This is a genomic window from Pseudomonas sp. OA65 (assembly GCF_017498305.1).
Taxonomy (GTDB): domain Bacteria; phylum Pseudomonadota; class Gammaproteobacteria; order Pseudomonadales; family Pseudomonadaceae; genus Aquipseudomonas; species Aquipseudomonas zanjanensis.
Genome location: NZ_JAGDEZ010000004.1, coordinates 250,036 through 265,497, shown reverse-complemented (window position 1 = coordinate 265,497; position 15,462 = coordinate 250,036). Strand labels below are relative to the sequence as shown.

Genomic DNA, 15,462 nt, shown 5'->3' with positions numbered 1-15,462 from the left:
TCAACCCGTACAAGGAAAATAATCATGTTGAACAAGCGCATTAGTTTGATCGCACTGGGGATCTTGAGCACGACACACGCCATGGCCAACGACCAGGCGGAGTCAAAGGGATTCGTTGAAGACAGCAGCTTGAAAGTGCTGTTGCGCAACGCCTATATGAATCGCGACTACAAAGACGGCAACGAGGACAAGGCCGAATGGGGCCAGGCGGCCATCGGTACGTTCTCGTCCGGTTTCACCCAAGGCACGGTGGGCGTGGGTGTCGATGCCTTTGGCCTGTACGCGTTGCGTCTGGACGGCGGCAAGGGTCGTAGCGGTGCGCAAGGCATCGATTTCTTCAAGCAGGGCGACAGTGGCAACGCGGCCGATGATCTGTCCAAGTTCGGGGCAGCGGTCAAGTTCCGCGTTTCCAATACCGTACTGGCCTACGGTGACCAGATGCCCGCCCTGCCGGTGCTGAGCTATGACAACTCGCGCCTGCTGCCGGAAAGCTACACCGGCACGCTGATCACCTCCAAGGAGATCAAGGGACTGGAACTGAACGCCGGCCGTTTCACCGCCGAGTCGCGCAAGAGTGCCGAAGGCCGTGACAGCGGCGGCCTGAAGTCGATCAACGTCTTGGGCGGCAGCTATCAGTTCACCGAGCAGTTCAAGGCTTCGCTCTATGCCTCGGATGTCGAAGACGTATTGAAGAAGCAATACGTGAACGCCAACTACGTATTCCCACTGGCCAAGGATCAATCCCTGACCCTGGACTTCAACGGTTATCGCACCAAGCTGGACAACAGCTACGTTCGCGAAAACAACGTCACCGGCGACGACAACAAGATCTGGAGCCTGGCCGCTACTTTCGCCACCGGCCCCCACAGCTTCACGCTCGCCCACCAGCGCAGCACCGGCGACAGCAACCTGGGTTATGCGTATGGCGGTTATCAGCGCGGGCAGAACCGTGTGGGTGATGGCGGCAACACGATCTACCTGGCCAACTCCTACTGGTCCGACTTCAATGCTGAGGACGAGCGCAGCTGGCAGTTGGGCTACGGCCTGGATTTCACCACCTTCGGCGTACCGGGCCTGACCTATAACGTCGCTTACGTACGTGGCGATAACATCACCACCTCTACCAGCGAAGGCGGTACCGAGCGCGAGATCTTCAACCAGTTCAAATACGTGGTCCAGAGCGGCCCGGCCAAGGACTTGAGCGTAAGGTTGCGCAGTTCCGTGCTGCGGGTGTCGCAGAAGTCCAGCGAGTACAACGTCAGTGGTAATGAGCTGCGGGTGTTTGTGGATTATCCGATCAGCGTCTTCTGATGCCTGATCAGGTTGTAAGTCGATAACGGTGGCGAGGGAGCAAGCTCCCTCGCCACCGTTGATTCATGCCTGCCTGAAGTGAACAGCATGGCGACGCCAAGCTCGGGTTCTTTTTGCTTTTAGCTCAAGAAAAGCCGCTGGAATCGCCTGTTTACCCGAGAAAAAATCGTACTAATGCAACATTGCCCACCGTTTCAAGCGCCGCTTGAAATGCCTCAAATACTTTCTCATGGACGTAAATCCTGCACCTACTAGATTAGGCCGCTCAATGCAGTGGAGACCTATGAAAAATGATCGTTCTGAACAGGGAAGTGGGCGAAGCGCTGAGACGTGACAAATACGTCAACGTTCGCGGTGGGGACTTCAACCTCTACGGTCATTTCGGCGACTTTGTCCGGCTGACCAAAAGCTGGGAAAACATGGAGCCCGACAGTTATTACGGCCAGGCCGAGTCAGGCATGCGTTTTCGCCGCTACAGCGACTTCGAATACAACCCGACGACCCGCGAACTCACGCAGCTCGAACATCGGGCATACGTTCAGTCCAAGGCCAACAACAGTTATGTCGGCGGAATGGAGCGGCACTTCGAGGATTTCTCCAACGAAGTGATCAACTCGCCGGTGATGCGCAGCCTGATCGACACGGATTTCGAGGTGTACAAGAACGTCCTGCCGCAGGAACTGCACGATGAAATCTGGCAGTGCCAGATCCATCAGATCCGCATCGAGATCAAGCCGGGCAAACAATTGGAAATTACCCCTGAAGGGATTCACTGCGACGGTTATCCGTTCAGCGGCGTGCACTTCTGGGGCCGTCAGAATGTGGCGGGTGCGGAAAGCCGCTTGTACACCGCCCAGGAAGAACAACTGGCGGCAACGACCTACGAGGACATCCTCGACACCACGTTTTTCCTGGATCGCGACATGCGCCATTACGTGACCCCGGCGCGCAACACCCATAGCCATGACATGGCGTATCGGCAGATCCTCGCCATCTCCTTCTCGCGGCCCGGGACCGCTTTCGACATTGTTCGCTGAACGGCTCGAACCCATGGACGACCTGACGCAGCAAGTCCTGTTGCGTCGGGCCATGGTCCGGGACGCCGAGCGGCTGGAACGGTTCTTTCGCGGTTTCGACGAAGTGTCGTTCTGCGAATGGCAGGATGCCCGATTCTTGCGCGGTGTGTTGTTGCAGGACACCACCACCGCTTACCTGGCCATCGATGCGAGCGGTGAAGTGGTGGGCGCGGTGATCGGCGGTATGCTCGGTACCCGTGGCACGATCAATCACTTGGCGGTCAGCCCTCAGCATCGCACCAGGGGCCTGGGCCAGCGCCTGGTCGAGGCCGCATCGGCTGACATGAAGCGGGTAGGCGTGCTGCGCATGTTCCTTTTCGTCGACGATGCTAATCTGGCCGGCAAGCGTTTTTGGGCGGCCCAGGGGTTCTGTGAGCCCCGGGGTGAAATCACCTTCGAGAGGGATTTATGAGCAAGACTTCCAGCCAGCCGCTGGCGGTCGAACCACAAGCCTCGCGTACCTTTGCTGAAGCCAGTCCGGTGGTAGCGGGTTATTTCACGGTTTCGTTTGTGTTCGGTCTGATGGCGGTCAACGCCGGGCTGCCCCTGTGGTTGCCGGTAGCGATGTGCCTGTTCGTCTACGCGGGCGCTTCGCAATTCGCGGCGCTGGCGTTGATCTCCAGCGGTGCCTCGCTGACCACCATCGTGCTTACTACGTTTTTGATCAATGCCCGGCACATGCTGATGTCGGTCTACATGGCTAAGGCCCTGCGCGCGCTGGGGCTCAGTCGTTTCGAACGCTGGTGCTACGCGGCGGGGCTGACGGATGAGTCGTTCGCTTTCCACAGCGTCAAGCTCGGCAGCGGGGCGCCGGTGAGCGTGCGCTACCTGGTCGGCTTCAACCTGTTTTGCCACACATCCTGGGTATTGGGCGGTTTGCTGGGTGCGGTGTGCGCGCAATACGCGGCGCACCTGATCAAATACCAGCTCGACTATGCCCTGACGGCGATGATGCTCTATGTGCTGGTTTCATTGTGCGATACGCGCAACAAACTGATCGCGGCCCTGGCGGCTGTCGTCTGCATGGGCGGGCTGAGCCTGCTGGGCAGCTCGCCGTTCAATGTCTTCATTGCCACGTTCGTTGGCTGCGGGGTAGGCGTATGCCTGACCAAACGTTCCTGATCCTGGTCGTGGTCCTGATGATGGCCGTAACCTTCCTGCCGCGCGCCCTGCCGTTGCAGATCAATACCGACCACTGGCCGCCCTTCGTCGCCCGTGCCCTGGAATACCTGCCCGTGGCGATCGTCGCTGCGATCAGCCTGACCCCGTTGTTGATCAAGGACCAGCAGATACAACTCGATCGCCCTGAGTTTTATGCTGCGATTCCGACGCTGTTATGTGCGTATTTCAGCCGCAACCTGTTTCTCAGTGTGGCGCTGGGCACGGCGGCGTACATCGCGCTCGGTTCGTTCCTGTAGCCTCAGGTCCACCACATCGTGCAGCGCCTGGCCAGACAGCTCCGGATTATTCACCGCCAGGCGGACCTCCAGGAAGTCCTCGAAGTCCGGGAAAATCGCCAGGCCGCTGCCCAGCGCGGCCTCCCGGGACACCAGCCCCAGGCCATCGAGTTGCGTGATCAACGACAACGTCAGCGTCTCGCTGCAGGAATAGACCATGCGCTGGCTCGACCCGTATTCGCCCAGGCCAGCGTCGAGAAAACGCAGGAAGCTGTGGGAATACGGACATTCTTCTGCCGGACGCACCTGAAACTTGTCACCGAGCAGGCCAAGGGAGTCGTCTTCGTCGCCACAATGGGCACCGACCACCTGCACCTGCACATCCGGCATGGTGATGCTGGTAAAACCACTTTGTTGCTGCCCGATCAGGATCGCCAGGTCAAAATCTTCATTCCTGAGCTTGCTCAGGTTCTCCATCGACTCGGCGTAGCTGAATTCCAGCTGATACTGAGGGAATACGGCGATCAACCGATCGATCATCCGCCGGTTGAACTCCGTCGGCAGGGTGGTATTGAGCGCCACTTTGAGCGTGCGCTGTCGCGGCGTCTTGAGCGCTGCGACTTTTTCTTCCAATTGTCGGGTGGCAACCAGCACCTGGTCCATGAAGGGCGTCAGTTCCGAGCCTTGGCTCGTCAACGTCAGGCCTTTGTTCGAGCGCCGGAACAACCGGAAACCAAATTGCTCCTCGACCTTGTTCAACTGCGCCGCCAACGCCTGCACCGTGAGGCACGAATGCTCGGCCGCTGCCGACAACGAGCCGGTCTGCACGATACGCATGAGGTTGCGTAGGGTTCTGCTATCCATGAGGTAATGCCCTCTGCTTAAGTGGGCTCGCTATTGTTGTGCACCTGGGCCGGGCCAGGGGGGCATGCTGGCTATCATCATGCACCTTGCCACGCTTGTCGCGATTTTGTGCCGAAAAGCGCCGAGAGGCGATTATTGGAGCTTATGCGGGATTTGGGGATTTTGCCCAGTCGTTGCTGGCCGGGATCAGTTAGCAGGGTCATAGGTGGACTGTCTTGCGAAAAATCCTGCGTGAGTCTCGGAACACTCCCAACATCATGGCTGATCGCTCTGATATCCGTCCTTGGAAACTCAGGTTGAAATACGCCCCTTAATACAGGCGATGCCAAACCTGCTGTTATCCATGCAAGGCCGCTTATCCACCTGACGTTGACCCATGGCGGCAGTCCCACCACAATGTTTTTGAGGTAGCGCCAATGTAGCTACAAATTTAGCGATGAGGTTTATTTCATGGGTGCATTATTAAAAACCACCGACGTGCGTTGCCGCATTGATGAGGACTTGAAGGCTCGTGCCACCGAGGTTTTGAACGCCTGCGGATTGAGTGTTAGCGACGCGATGCGTCTTTTCCTGCGCCAGGTTGTTGAGACTCAGGGGCTTCCATTCGAAATACGAGTGCCTTCGGACAAGACCGCCCGGGCCATGATTGAGGCACGGGATATCCGTCAACGATTCAACTCGATAGACGACATGCTGAGAGAGGCTGATGGCGAAACCGGGAGAAAAGCAAAAGCGCGCTGAATTGCCGAAGCAATGTGCATATACGTCTGAATTCAAAAAATCCTGGGAGCGTTACAAACGGGCAGGGCGGCGCGATATGAATGAAGTGCGTCATGTGATGGTCATGCTTTTTTTGGGTGAGCAGCTACCGAGCGAATACATGGATCATGCCTTGACTGGTAACTGGGTTGGATTTCGAGAGTGCCATATTGGCGGTGACTTTTTGTTGATTTATGAGCATTCACGCCCGGACCTGGTTACGTTTGTTGACTTGGGAAGTCATGCCGAATTGTTCAAATAGGGAATTTGTGGAGTCCACTTGCGAATAAAAAATTAAAAATAATCCGCATCTGTACTATCCTCTAAGCACCACCCCGCTACAAAGGAGCCCAAACCCATGGCGACTTCCTCCATCACCCTCAACGCACAGCAGCAATTGGATTCCCCGGACGCGGGTCGAGTAGCGTTGAAGTTTTTCTTCAACCTCATGGCGCTCTGGGGCTGCAGCGTCGAGCAGCAGCGCACCTTATTGGGCAAGGTGGGAAATACGACCTTCTACAAGTACAAGCAATTGCCGGAAAACGTGAGGCTGCCTCGCGATACGCTGGAGCGCATTTCCTACCTCATGGGTATCCACAAGGCGCTGAGCATCATCTTCAGCAACAGCCGGGACCGTGCTTATCAGTGGGTCAGCAGCCCCAACACCGCGGCCCCGTTCAACGGCCAGTCGGCGCTGTCCTACATGTTGACCGGTCGGGTGGTGGACATCGCTGACGTGCGGCGATACCTCGACGGAGTGCGCGGCTGATGGTGCCACCACTGGCGGACCCGCAATGGAAACGGGCCTATCGGATCGTCAACAGCAGCTTCCCGCCGATTTCGCTGTTTGAAGACGTACTCGACCCTGAAGACCTGCCCACCGCCTACGCCCTGGAAGCGTTGACCAATGATCGGCTGATGGAACAGGCTGGGGTGCTGTCCCGGGTACGCCCTGAGGACCGTATCTCCGGGCCCGGCTCGTCACCAGTAATGGCAGCGTTTACTCACATCGGCAAAAGCAGCCGCTTCAGCGACGGCACCTTTGGCGTCTATTACGCCGCTAGCAGCCAGGAAGCGGCCATTGCCGAAACCTGCTACCACCAGGCACGATTCCTCGGCGCGACCAACGAGCCCGACCTCGAGTTGACCATGCGCACCTACGTCAACAAGGTCGTCAAACCCTTGCACGACATCCGCCACGATTATCCCCACCTCCACGACCCGGACCCTACCGCCTACGGTCCATCTCAAGTGTTCGCCCGACAACTGCGTGAAACCCTGTCGTGGGGGCTGCTGTACCACAGCGTCCGATTGCCCGGCCACGAATGCGTGGCTGCGTTTCGCCCGCCGGCGGTTTCGATTCCGGTGCAGGGCAAGCATATTCGGTACGTCTGGAGTGCCCAGAAGCGGGAGATTTCGTTTGTGTTTGAGGTGAGTCAGGTGTGAGTTGGAATAGAAAAGCACCTGACAGAATCAGCAACGCTACTTAATAGGGAGTGAACTCGTGGCGAGGGAGCTTGCTCCCGCTGGGCTGCGCAGCAGCCCCTTTTATGAGTGCTACACACTCAAGCGGGAGCAAGCTCCCTCGCCACAAGAGCGTCTATTGATCAAATCTTGAACTGCTGCACTGAGGCCTGCATCGATCCCGCCGCATCGTTCAATTGATCCGCCGTTTGCGTCAGGTTGTGAATGGAACGGGTGTTTTCACGGGACTGCTCGGCAATCGACTCCACACGCTGGGCCATTTCATCACTGGCTTTGGACTGCTCGGCAATGGTCTGGGAAATTTCCTCCACCACTTCGGCCGCATGCCGGGCACCGGTGCGGATTTCGCTGATGGACACCCCGGCCTGCTGGGCCAGGTTGACGCCTTCGTCCACACGGCTGACACAGGCCTGCATGTTCGCCACCGCGTCCCGGGCGCTGGACTGGATGCGCTCGATCATCGCGGTGATTTCCTGGGTGGACTGCGTCGTGCGCGCCGCCAGGTTGCGCACCTCATCGGCCACCACCGCAAAACCACGCCCCGCCTCACCGGCGCGGGCGGCTTCGATGGCGGCGTTGAGCGCCAGCAAGTTGGTCTGTTCGGCGATGCTCTTGATCACCTGGATAATCGAATGAATGTCCTCGGAAGACGCGTCCAGCGCCGTAATCTTGCCGGACGACTGGTTGACCACTTCGGCGATCCGGTTCATGCCTTCCACCACCCCGAGAATCACCTGGCCACCGCTGCTCGCCAAATGCTCGGACTGCGCTGAAATCGTCCGGGCGCTGTCGGCGTGCTGATGGATCTGGCTGATGTTCGCCATCATCTGCTCCATGCTCGCCGCCATGCTGGTCGCGCTCTGGGCCTGCTGGTCGGCGCTGGACACAATCTGCCGCGCCGTATCGCCCAAATTCCGGGACGTGCCGTGCAACTCATCGCTCTGGCTGCGGATCGTGGCGATCATCTGCCGTAGATTGGTCTGCATCTGCTCGATCACGCCCTGCAACTGACCCAGCTCGTCCTTGCCCTGGGCCCCCATCGAGCGCTGCAAATCCCCTTGGGAAATCGCCTGGGTATTGAGGATGATCTTGTTGAGCGGCGTCAGCACCGCCTTGAGCAGGCTCCACGACAACAGCGCCAGCGCCACGCAAGTGGCCAGCAACGTCGCGATCAGCCAGCGTTCCGAGGTATGGATACTGTGGTCCTGATGCTCACGCGATGACTGCGCCTGGTTTTCGATCAGTTCGCTCACCGCCTCGTTGTGTTCCTCCAGCGCCGAAAACGCGCCGTCGAACTCTGCCCGTAACGCCTGGCCGTCCTGGGCGCCGTTCAAGGCCTTGCCGATGACTTGCTTGGCTTTATCGATGTAGGTTTCAACCTCGGGCTTGAGCTCGCCAATTGCCTTGGCGATATCTACGGGCAACTTCGCCTCGGCATTTTCCGCGATGACCTTGCGCATCCGCTGCGTATGCTCGTCGAACGCCTCCAACACTTCCTTCACCCCCTGGGCATCGCCCGGCTTCACCAGCAGAGCGGCGAGTACATCGGCACGAATGGCGTCGTGCATCATGTCCGCCTCCATGTGCTTGCGCATGGCCGAAATACTGGTCTCATTCTGCACCAGGGCCTCGGTCATGGAGTGATAACCCCACAACCCGATACCGCCGAGCAGCAACGCAAAAGAAAGACTGACCAACCCCGAGCCTATGACCTTGGTGCGGATCTTCATCGCTTACTGCTCCTTGGAGCGGGGGAATTCTGGGAAGTGTAGTCGAGCGCAAGCGGAGCCTTGGAACAGGCAATGCCCTTATTCGAGGCTATCGGCGGGGGAAATGATTAGATGAGCCCGTGGCGAGGGAGCTTGCTTGCGCTGGGCTGCGATATAGGTAGCCCGTTCCTTTTACCAGCTCTATCGCACGCACCGGTTTTACGGCGGATTCGCCTCCGAGCGGGAGCAGGCTCCCTTTGCGACGGGGGCCGGCACGCTCAAGATCCTTGCAACCATAAGCCGAGTTCATTTTTGCGCCAATGGCTTCCCCCTGAAGCGCAACGGTGCCGAGTCATAAAGTGCGGCAAACCGGCCCGCGTCCCACTCCCCTCGCATACCCTCCAACAACCCTCCATCCATTCGATACCCGCTGCTTGCCAGGGCCTGGCTCATCGCATCGGCGATTCGTTCGATGATCAAGGCGGGCTTATCGACTTTGCAATGCTTACGACCGAACTCGATCAATTGCTTGCGATCAGGATAAGTTTTTACCTTGTTCATCTTGATCGCCAATGTGCGGTCTACCAGCGAGCGGCCAGACTTGGGGTTGTAGTGTTCATAAACCGTGGTGGTGGTGACATCAAAAACCGGCGCCAACCGCACGCTTTCCAGTGCGTCTGGATGCGTATAGATAACACCAAAGTTTTTTAGATGGGCGTCGCCGTTGCGCACCATCACCGAGAGGCACACCGAAGAAAAAAAGCATTCCAACTCGCGAAGCGGTTCAGCATGACGGCATACCTGTTCCACTACTGCGGCGAGAATTTCGTAGCTTTGGGAGTATTTGTAATTGTCGTGGGGGTCTTTATGCAGGCCGAGCAATACCGCCATGTCTTCGAACCCCAGCCGTCCGGAAGGGGTCAGGTCGAACCTCTCCATAACAAACAACTCGCCGTTTTCCGAGAGCCAGAATGGCGGCGTTTCAAGCCCTGCCAGGCGTGCCGCCTCCAGGCAAAGGAATTCGTTTTGCGCCAGATGGGCATACTCCTCAGCACCGGATTTAACGATCAGATCGGAGCTGAGCATGGTTTTTCGATCACCCGTCAGCTTGTCCAAGTCAGGCACGAGCACCTTGGGCTGCACACCCGAAATACCCGACTCGAAATACGTATCGACCAGAAAATCAAAAACGCTTTGTGAAATGTCCGCCGACAGAATGTCCTGCAGTCCGACCTGAGCAAGAATAGGCACCGAAGCCTCGACAGGATTTAGATAGCTGAGTCGCCCGATTTGGTTGCCACCTATTACCGACAACAGGCGCATATCATCAACTTGCATATGCCTGGCCATCCGACGCTTGATCTGGTCCGCCAGAAAACCCTCAGGCACATTCATGTCGAATATCGGATGAAGGACATTGCTAACTGAAGGCGTAGGGTCATAGGGCATGACCAGCGAAACCTCCCGAGGCGCCTCGGCACTGGCATACGCAAACGAGAACTGCGAACCTTTGGACAAGTCGCCGCTATAGCCTTGTGGTGTCATGACATTGAGCAACTTGACCCTACTCATCATGTTCCACCAGATCTGCCAGAGATTTGAGATCAATGCGTTTGTCGACGATTTCCAGTGCCATTCCCAATGCAGACACGACCCGAAACAGGGTGTACATGGCCACGTTTTCACCGGCTTCAAGGTCGATTATTGTCTTGCGATTGCAGTGGGCTTTTTCAGCGAGACGTTGTTGGCTGTAGCCTTTGGCACGGCGTAGCGAACGTATTCTTTCGCCGAGAGCTGAAGGATTTAGAATGAGCATGATGTCCACCATAACGGACTTTTTGCGAGAGATCCCTGAGTATGTCCTTAATAGCGGACATTTCAAGCGTCTTGTGACGGGCATCCCGAATGGGAAGTGACATTCAGCATCCTGACCGCTGATCACACCACCTGAAACTTTGCTTCTGAAAATCTCGTAAGAATTTGCTTCCTGTTGCGAGAGAGCTTGCTCCCGCTGGGCTGAAGCAGCCCCTCTTTAATCCGCTTCTGCAAATAAAATTCAATGCTGCCCTCTCAGAGCAGCATTGCAGTGGCAGCCCTTAGGCCGGATTGCTCCCTGGCGCCTCAAGCACCTTCACCACATCATCGATGACGGCCTTGCTCATATCCTGCAAATAACACGACGCCCAGGCATACCGATCCGTACTGCGAATCATCGCCGCGTCCTCGGCCAGGACCTTGGCAACGTGGAGCAGGTCGGAGGCGTGGGACAGGGCTTCGCCGATGGGGATACCGCTGTTGACGCGGAAGAGCGGGCGGTCGGAGTGGTAGCAGAAGGGGGTTAGGCCTGGGGTTTTGAGGTCTTGCGGATTTGGCATTGTCTGGCTCCTTGACTGTGAGAGCCGCAACCGTCCTTTCCTACGGGATTGGGTGGCGGCCATGCACGGGGTAGGAAAACCGGGAATCAAGGCACCCGGCACACCCGAAGGTGTCCCGCGCACAGCCGCCATAACGCATATCGCAGACACAAAAAAAGCGCCTGCAATAGTAAGCGAGACGCAGCTGATGCGCCTTGATTTACTTCGGGTTTCCTACGCCCGGTCGCTGAATTGGCAGCGACGGTCAGAGAGTAGCGGGCGATTGGTTAGGGTGCAATCGTGGCGCGATGCTGGCGGGGGAGGGCTTCGTTTTGCATGCGCGGATATGCCGAAACATCTCATCGTTTTAGCGCATAAAAAACCCGCACGATTTGAGCATGCTGACCGGGTCAACCTAGGCTTGGCGGGTATTTGGCAGCCATTTTAGGTTGCTGGAAAAGGTCGTCAACGTCCTAATGAAAGCATTTGTAACCCCGGATTGGAGGTGGGTGAGTTCTGGGACTCGCCGGATTCAGGCTTTTCCTTCAATGTAAAGACCAATGTCATTACAGTGAGGGCCGTCTCATGGCTTCCATCAACGTCCGTATCGACGACGACTTCAAGGCGCGTGAATACCGCGAACTGGAAAAGCTCGGCGTGACCCCTTCCGAGCTGATGCGCCAAGCCTTGCAGTACGTAGCGGAGCGCGGCCAGTTGCCGTTCAAGCCCGTCTTGATGACCGAAGACGATGAAGCCTTGTTCGCAACGTTGCGCGAGCGACTCGCAGCTCCGCGGCGGGTTAAGGTTTCGCTAGACGACCTATAGCCTCGAATTCGATGCACGGGCACTAAAGGAATGGCAAAAGCTAGGGAATACCGTCCGTGAGCAGCTCAAAAAAGATGAGGTTCGGTACCAATCTGTGATTGCGAATCCTGAGCCGGGTAAGATCCGCGTGCACGACGCCAACGGTCTGCCATCGCTGATTGACTTGGTAGAGAGCACTCGCGAACAACAGCTGCTGTTGGCGTTTGAGCGTCAAATGCGATCAATCAATTCAGGAGCTGATCGGGCGCTAGTGGCTGGTTTTATGTCGGACGCCTTGGGCGCGCCGCACTTTTACGGCAGTCTGCCAGACGAGCAACTGAGTCTTACCGGAGCCGTTGTGTTGGGCGAACCGATGCCGTTCCCCTGTCGTGATGGGCAGAGCGTCAAAGCCGCACGGATGCACACCGCTCAGCAACTGCGCCAGGTTGCTGATCACTTCTCGTCGCACAAGCTGCAGTTGCGGCAGCAAGCCACCGGCTTCAAACAGCAGTTGATGCAGGCGCTGGCCGCTCAGGACCTGGGCGCGATCCGGGCGGTAACCTGGGAGCTGCCCGCATGAGTTGGACCCCCGTGACCATGCGCTGGCCAGAGCAGGCCACCAGCTGGATGACAGGCCTGGAAGCGGCCCAAACCCTGGCGGGGAGTGAGCTGGCAAATACTGCGCTGCGCATGACGGGTCTCAGCGACTTGGCCACCACCAACCCGGGACCAGTCGGCGCTGCTGCTCAACAGGCGATCGCCAATGGCCGCGCCGCGATAGCCGAGCAAATGGACCAGGCACCGTCCTGCCTGGTCGTGACGCCGTTCCAGAGCGGTATCGGCCAGGGCACCGGTAACCAGCGTTACCTATCTGCGCCAAACCTGCTGCAGCATCTAGCCGACAAACCTTGGACCCGAGCGATGCCGGTCGACCTAAAGGTGAGCAATACGCGCTGTCTTTGTTGTTCCTGGCCACCGGCTATGCGGAATTGGCCAGCACGTTGTCGAGATTCAATGCTCTGCTGCCTATGCCCGACCTCGTACGCACCGAACGCCGCGCCGGGCAATTAGCGCGCCTGGAGGCTGAAAAATGGGAACTGCCCAGCGCCGGCGCGTTGCCTCGCTGGCAAGCCCTGCCGCTGGAGCGCTGTACGCTGCTCAAGGCCGCGAAACAGAGCATGACCAGCCAAGTGGCCGTGCTGGAAGGTTACGCTGCTGACAGTGCGCCTATGGGTGACTTGGCGGCACTGGCGACACGCAAGGCCGCTCAACAGCAAAGTCGAAATCAGAAGATGTCCGATCTGCAGGCACTGCTGGCCAACGGCAGTCCCGATGATCGACTGCGCGCGCGCCTGGTCGGACCGGGTGACGTGAATCAGCTACGCCGGGCGATGCTTGATGGCGAGGCCCCCGGGCACGAGTGGGTGCTTAGCGCCGGTGTCGTACTGGTCGGCTCGCTGACCGGCTTGAGCTTCGTTCGCGAACTGGTGGGCCTATGACTGCACTGCTGCTCGACGGCCAGAAAGTACGTGGGAAGGGCCTCAAGGTCTCGGCGAACCTGCGTATCGAGACGGAAGACCTGTCTGGCCAAACCAGCAATACCAGCGTCGCCCATAAGGGCTTCAAACCAAAAACTCTGACCGTCACGCTGATGATCCCATTCCGCAATCGGGCGGACTTGGTCGCGCTGATGTCGCTGGCGGAAGCGACTGCCGGCGGTGGCCAGCGTAAGACTTACCGTGTGGTCAACGATACCGCCGAGAGCTTCGGCGTACGCCAGGTCGAGTTCGCGGAAAACTTCAGTGCCCGGGAAGACGACGTGCTTCGCGGCTGGCAGATTCAGTTCGGCCTGAGTGAAAAGCTTTCAACCGCCGAGAAGGTGGAGACGCGCCGCCCTGGTAATGCAGTCAAGTCCCAGGGTGCACCTGGAGAGGCCGTTGGCGGTGAAGGTGCGCCAGGTGATGGAAGCAGCCAGCCGGGCGGTCTCAGTGGTTTTGAGGCGGTTCTGAAACGAGTGGATGACGCCCTGTCATGAAACTACATAAGGTTTTGAGCATTGCCGGCGAGCGATACCCGCTGGTGAAAGATGAGGTTCGGCTGGATCTTGGTAGTCCTGGACGGGCGAGCTTTACGGTGAAAGCCGGTCAAGCCTTGAAGGGGCTTGTGACGCTGGATATCGGTTACAACGAACGCACCCTGCAGCGGCACTTCATCGGGTACATCGAACGCAGCACCGCAACCAACTCCCAGCAGCAGGCGCTGTTCTGCCGCGAATTGACGGCCGTCCTGGCCTTACCGCTCCCAATGAACTTGCGTCATGTGGATCTGCACCAGGTGCTCGAGGAGATCAGCACCCGCACAGGCTTGCGGTTTCGTGTTCCGGATCAACCCTACGCCCGGGTCAAGACGCCATTTTTCTACAGCTTGGCTGCTGGATATCAAGCCATGGACAGCTTGGCCAGGGTTTTCAATATCCCCGATTTCATCTGGCAGCAGCAGGGTGACGGGGAGGTATACGTGGGCAGTTGGACAGACAGTTTCTGGGGTATTCGCCAACCTATCCCACTGCCAGCCGAGCTGTTTGACGGCTACAACGGCAACCAGAGCGCCATGGTCGCGGTTCTTCCAGGACTTCGACCAGGTGCAACGATCAATAACAACGAGCGGATCACTGCAGTGACGCTCATTGATTCGCAGATGGGTATCAGATGGAAGACGCAATCCGCCGCTCAGTAGAACGCCAATTCCCCGAGCTGACGGGGTGCTATCACCTACCACGCTTTGGCCGGGTTACCGCGGTGCCGGACGCCCCCCGTGCCGCGGGGCTATGCGACGATTTCCGGCCGCGCTTCGGTGTCGACGTTGAGGTATTGCTGCCTGATGGCGAGCCAGATCCGGCTCTGCCGATCCTGACGGGCTTGCCGCTGCCGGCCCCGATGGGCGGGCAAGAAGCTGGCATGTTCGGTTTTCCGGAAGAAGGCACTACGGTGGTGGTTAGCTTCGCCTATGGGCTGCCGCACAAGCCATTCATAACCCAGATCCTGCCCCATGGCCTGAGCCTGCCCCGGGTGCCAAAGGGCGACCAGGTGTGGCAGCACAGCGAAGCCTGCCAGCAGCGCGTCGACGTCGATGGGAACTGGTTGCGTCAGACTGATGGCAAGATCCAAGACAAGGCGATCGAGCGCGAAGTGGAGGCCCTGCAGAACACCGAGACGTTCCAGAGCCACACCAGGACAGTCGACGACCATTCAACTGAATCGGTGGGAGGCATCAAGACGATTGAGGCCCTGGGAGCGCTCAAGCTGCTGTCGGGTGGGTCGGCGAGCCTGGCGGCCGTTGATGATCTGCATCAGGCCACCGGCCGCGATCTGAACCTGGTGGTGGGGCAGAAGCACAACGCCGTAGTGGGGGGCGACATGCAGGAACGAATTGAGGGTTTGCGTGACAGTGCGGCAGCAATTAGTCAGCGCCTCCGAGCGCCAAAAAATTGGATTGGTTCTGAAGGCGTTAACTTATTTCGAATTGTTTGCGACACTCTGGATATTCTTCATAAAATGAATATGCAGCTAACGAGACACACTCATGGTCAGGGACCCGCGCCTAGTCCAGTCGATACTGCCGTATTTTCAAATGGATCAGCTCAGGCTGAGGCCCTAGCATCGCAGCTCAAGATTATTACTCTAGAGTAGTAAGCATCCTAGAA

General features: G+C 58.1%; 19 protein-coding genes and 2 pseudogenes. 16 read left to right on the top strand and 5 right to left on the bottom strand.

Translation table 11 applies throughout. The features are described from left to right. The first annotated feature begins 24 nt into the window (after positions 1–24). From J3361_RS05565 to J3361_RS05545, 5 genes are all read left to right on the top strand, one after another. Positions 25–1,311: an OprD family porin gene (locus J3361_RS05565; protein WP_207963143.1), complete on the top strand. Its 1,287-nt coding sequence runs from the start codon at positions 25–27 to the stop codon at positions 1,309–1,311. Positions 1,312–1,601: 290 nt separating this feature from the next. After that, positions 1,602–2,348 carry a 2OG-Fe dioxygenase family protein gene (locus J3361_RS05560; RefSeq protein WP_207963141.1) on the top strand — a complete coding sequence of 249 codons (747 nt, stop codon included), beginning with the start codon at positions 1,602–1,604 and terminating at the stop codon, positions 2,346–2,348. Between the two features lie 13 nt (positions 2,349–2,361). After that, positions 2,362–2,799, top strand: a complete 438-nt coding sequence (locus tag J3361_RS05555; RefSeq protein WP_207963140.1) for a GNAT family N-acetyltransferase — start codon at positions 2,362–2,364, stop codon at positions 2,797–2,799. Then, positions 2,796–3,509: an AzlC family ABC transporter permease gene (locus tag J3361_RS05550; RefSeq protein WP_207963139.1), complete on the top strand. Its 714-nt coding sequence runs from the start codon at positions 2,796–2,798 to the stop codon at positions 3,507–3,509. The genes J3361_RS05555 and J3361_RS05550 overlap by 4 nt, the downstream gene beginning before the upstream one ends. Further along, positions 3,488–3,805 (top strand): AzlD domain-containing protein, encoded by a 318-nt coding sequence (locus J3361_RS05545; RefSeq protein ID WP_186707272.1) that lies wholly within the window; start codon positions 3,488–3,490, stop codon positions 3,803–3,805. Before J3361_RS05550 ends, J3361_RS05545 begins: the two co-directional genes overlap by 22 nt. Here J3361_RS05545 and J3361_RS05540 read toward each other — a convergent pair. After that, the gene (locus J3361_RS05540; RefSeq protein WP_207963138.1) at positions 3,722–4,648 is read right to left on the bottom strand and encodes a LysR family transcriptional regulator; all 927 of its coding nucleotides are present in this window, start codon (positions 4,646–4,648) and stop codon (positions 3,722–3,724) included. The genes J3361_RS05545 and J3361_RS05540 overlap by 84 nt on opposite strands. 450 nt (positions 4,649–5,098) lie before the next feature. Here J3361_RS05540 and J3361_RS05535 point away from each other — a divergent pair, with 450 nt between their 5' ends. The 4 genes from J3361_RS05535 (at position 5,099) to J3361_RS05520 (ending at position 6,853) form a co-directional block, all read left to right on the top strand. After that, a complete protein-coding gene (locus J3361_RS05535; protein ID WP_207963137.1) occupies positions 5,099–5,389 on the top strand; it encodes a type II toxin-antitoxin system RelB/DinJ family antitoxin in 291 nt (96 codons plus the stop codon). After that, on the top strand, positions 5,355–5,669 hold the full coding sequence (locus tag J3361_RS05530) for a type II toxin-antitoxin system YafQ family toxin (protein WP_041475662.1): 315 nt from the start codon (positions 5,355–5,357) through the stop codon (positions 5,667–5,669). Before J3361_RS05535 ends, J3361_RS05530 begins: the two co-directional genes overlap by 35 nt. A gap of 96 nt (positions 5,670–5,765) precedes the next feature. Beyond that, positions 5,766–6,176, top strand: coding sequence for an MbcA/ParS/Xre antitoxin family protein (locus J3361_RS05525; RefSeq protein ID WP_060739641.1), 411 nt, complete (start codon positions 5,766–5,768; stop codon positions 6,174–6,176). Continuing rightward, a complete protein-coding gene (locus tag J3361_RS05520; RefSeq protein WP_207963136.1) occupies positions 6,176–6,853 on the top strand; it encodes an RES family NAD+ phosphorylase in 678 nt (225 codons plus the stop codon). The genes J3361_RS05525 and J3361_RS05520 overlap by 1 nt, the downstream gene beginning before the upstream one ends. Before the next feature lie 161 nt (positions 6,854–7,014). Here the strand turns inward: J3361_RS05520 and J3361_RS05515 are convergent, their stop codons facing one another. From J3361_RS05515 to J3361_RS05500, 4 genes are all read right to left on the bottom strand, one after another. Beyond that, positions 7,015–8,622, bottom strand: coding sequence for a methyl-accepting chemotaxis protein (locus J3361_RS05515; RefSeq protein ID WP_207963135.1), 1,608 nt, complete (start codon positions 8,620–8,622; stop codon positions 7,015–7,017). A gap of 285 nt (positions 8,623–8,907) precedes the next feature. Next, the gene (locus tag J3361_RS05510; RefSeq protein ID WP_207963134.1) at positions 8,908–10,173 is read right to left on the bottom strand and encodes a type II toxin-antitoxin system HipA family toxin; all 1,266 of its coding nucleotides are present in this window, start codon (positions 10,171–10,173) and stop codon (positions 8,908–8,910) included. Beyond that, the gene (locus J3361_RS05505; RefSeq protein ID WP_207963132.1) at positions 10,166–10,417 is read right to left on the bottom strand and encodes a helix-turn-helix transcriptional regulator; all 252 of its coding nucleotides are present in this window, start codon (positions 10,415–10,417) and stop codon (positions 10,166–10,168) included. Before J3361_RS05505 ends, J3361_RS05510 begins: the two co-directional genes overlap by 8 nt. A 280-nt stretch (positions 10,418–10,697) precedes the next feature. Next, positions 10,698–10,976 carry a DUF3077 domain-containing protein gene (locus tag J3361_RS05500; protein WP_024619250.1) on the bottom strand — a complete coding sequence of 93 codons (279 nt, stop codon included), beginning with the start codon at positions 10,974–10,976 and terminating at the stop codon, positions 10,698–10,700. Positions 10,977–11,540: 564 nt separating this feature from the next. Here J3361_RS05500 and J3361_RS05495 point away from each other — a divergent pair. From J3361_RS05495 to J3361_RS05465, 7 genes and pseudogenes are all read left to right on the top strand, one after another. Further along, entirely contained in the window at positions 11,541–11,780 is a 240-nt protein-coding gene (locus J3361_RS05495; protein ID WP_207963130.1) for a type II toxin-antitoxin system RelB/DinJ family antitoxin, read from the top strand. Continuing rightward, a pseudogene (locus J3361_RS05490) lies at positions 11,773–11,853 on the top strand (type II toxin-antitoxin system mRNA interferase toxin, RelE/StbE family); the annotation flags it as partial. The gene J3361_RS05495 and the pseudogene J3361_RS05490, both read left to right, overlap by 8 nt. A 54-nt stretch (positions 11,854–11,907) precedes the next feature. Continuing rightward, a complete protein-coding gene (locus tag J3361_RS05485; protein ID WP_207963129.1) occupies positions 11,908–12,339 on the top strand; it encodes a hypothetical protein in 432 nt (143 codons plus the stop codon). After that, positions 12,336–13,258: pseudogene (locus J3361_RS05480) on the top strand (hypothetical protein). The gene J3361_RS05485 and the pseudogene J3361_RS05480 overlap by 4 nt, the downstream one beginning before the upstream one ends. Next, a complete protein-coding gene (locus tag J3361_RS05475) occupies positions 13,255–13,794 on the top strand; it encodes a DNA-binding protein (protein ID WP_207963128.1) in 540 nt (179 codons plus the stop codon). The pseudogene J3361_RS05480 and the gene J3361_RS05475 overlap by 4 nt, the downstream one beginning before the upstream one ends. Then, complete coding sequence (locus J3361_RS05470; protein ID WP_207963127.1) at positions 13,791–14,495, top strand: hypothetical protein; 705 nt, start codon at positions 13,791–13,793, stop codon at positions 14,493–14,495. The genes J3361_RS05475 and J3361_RS05470 overlap by 4 nt, the downstream gene beginning before the upstream one ends. Then, complete coding sequence (locus tag J3361_RS05465) at positions 14,468–15,448, top strand: hypothetical protein (RefSeq protein WP_207963126.1); 981 nt, start codon at positions 14,468–14,470, stop codon at positions 15,446–15,448. The genes J3361_RS05470 and J3361_RS05465 overlap by 28 nt, the downstream gene beginning before the upstream one ends. Positions 15,449–15,462 lie beyond the last annotated feature (14 nt).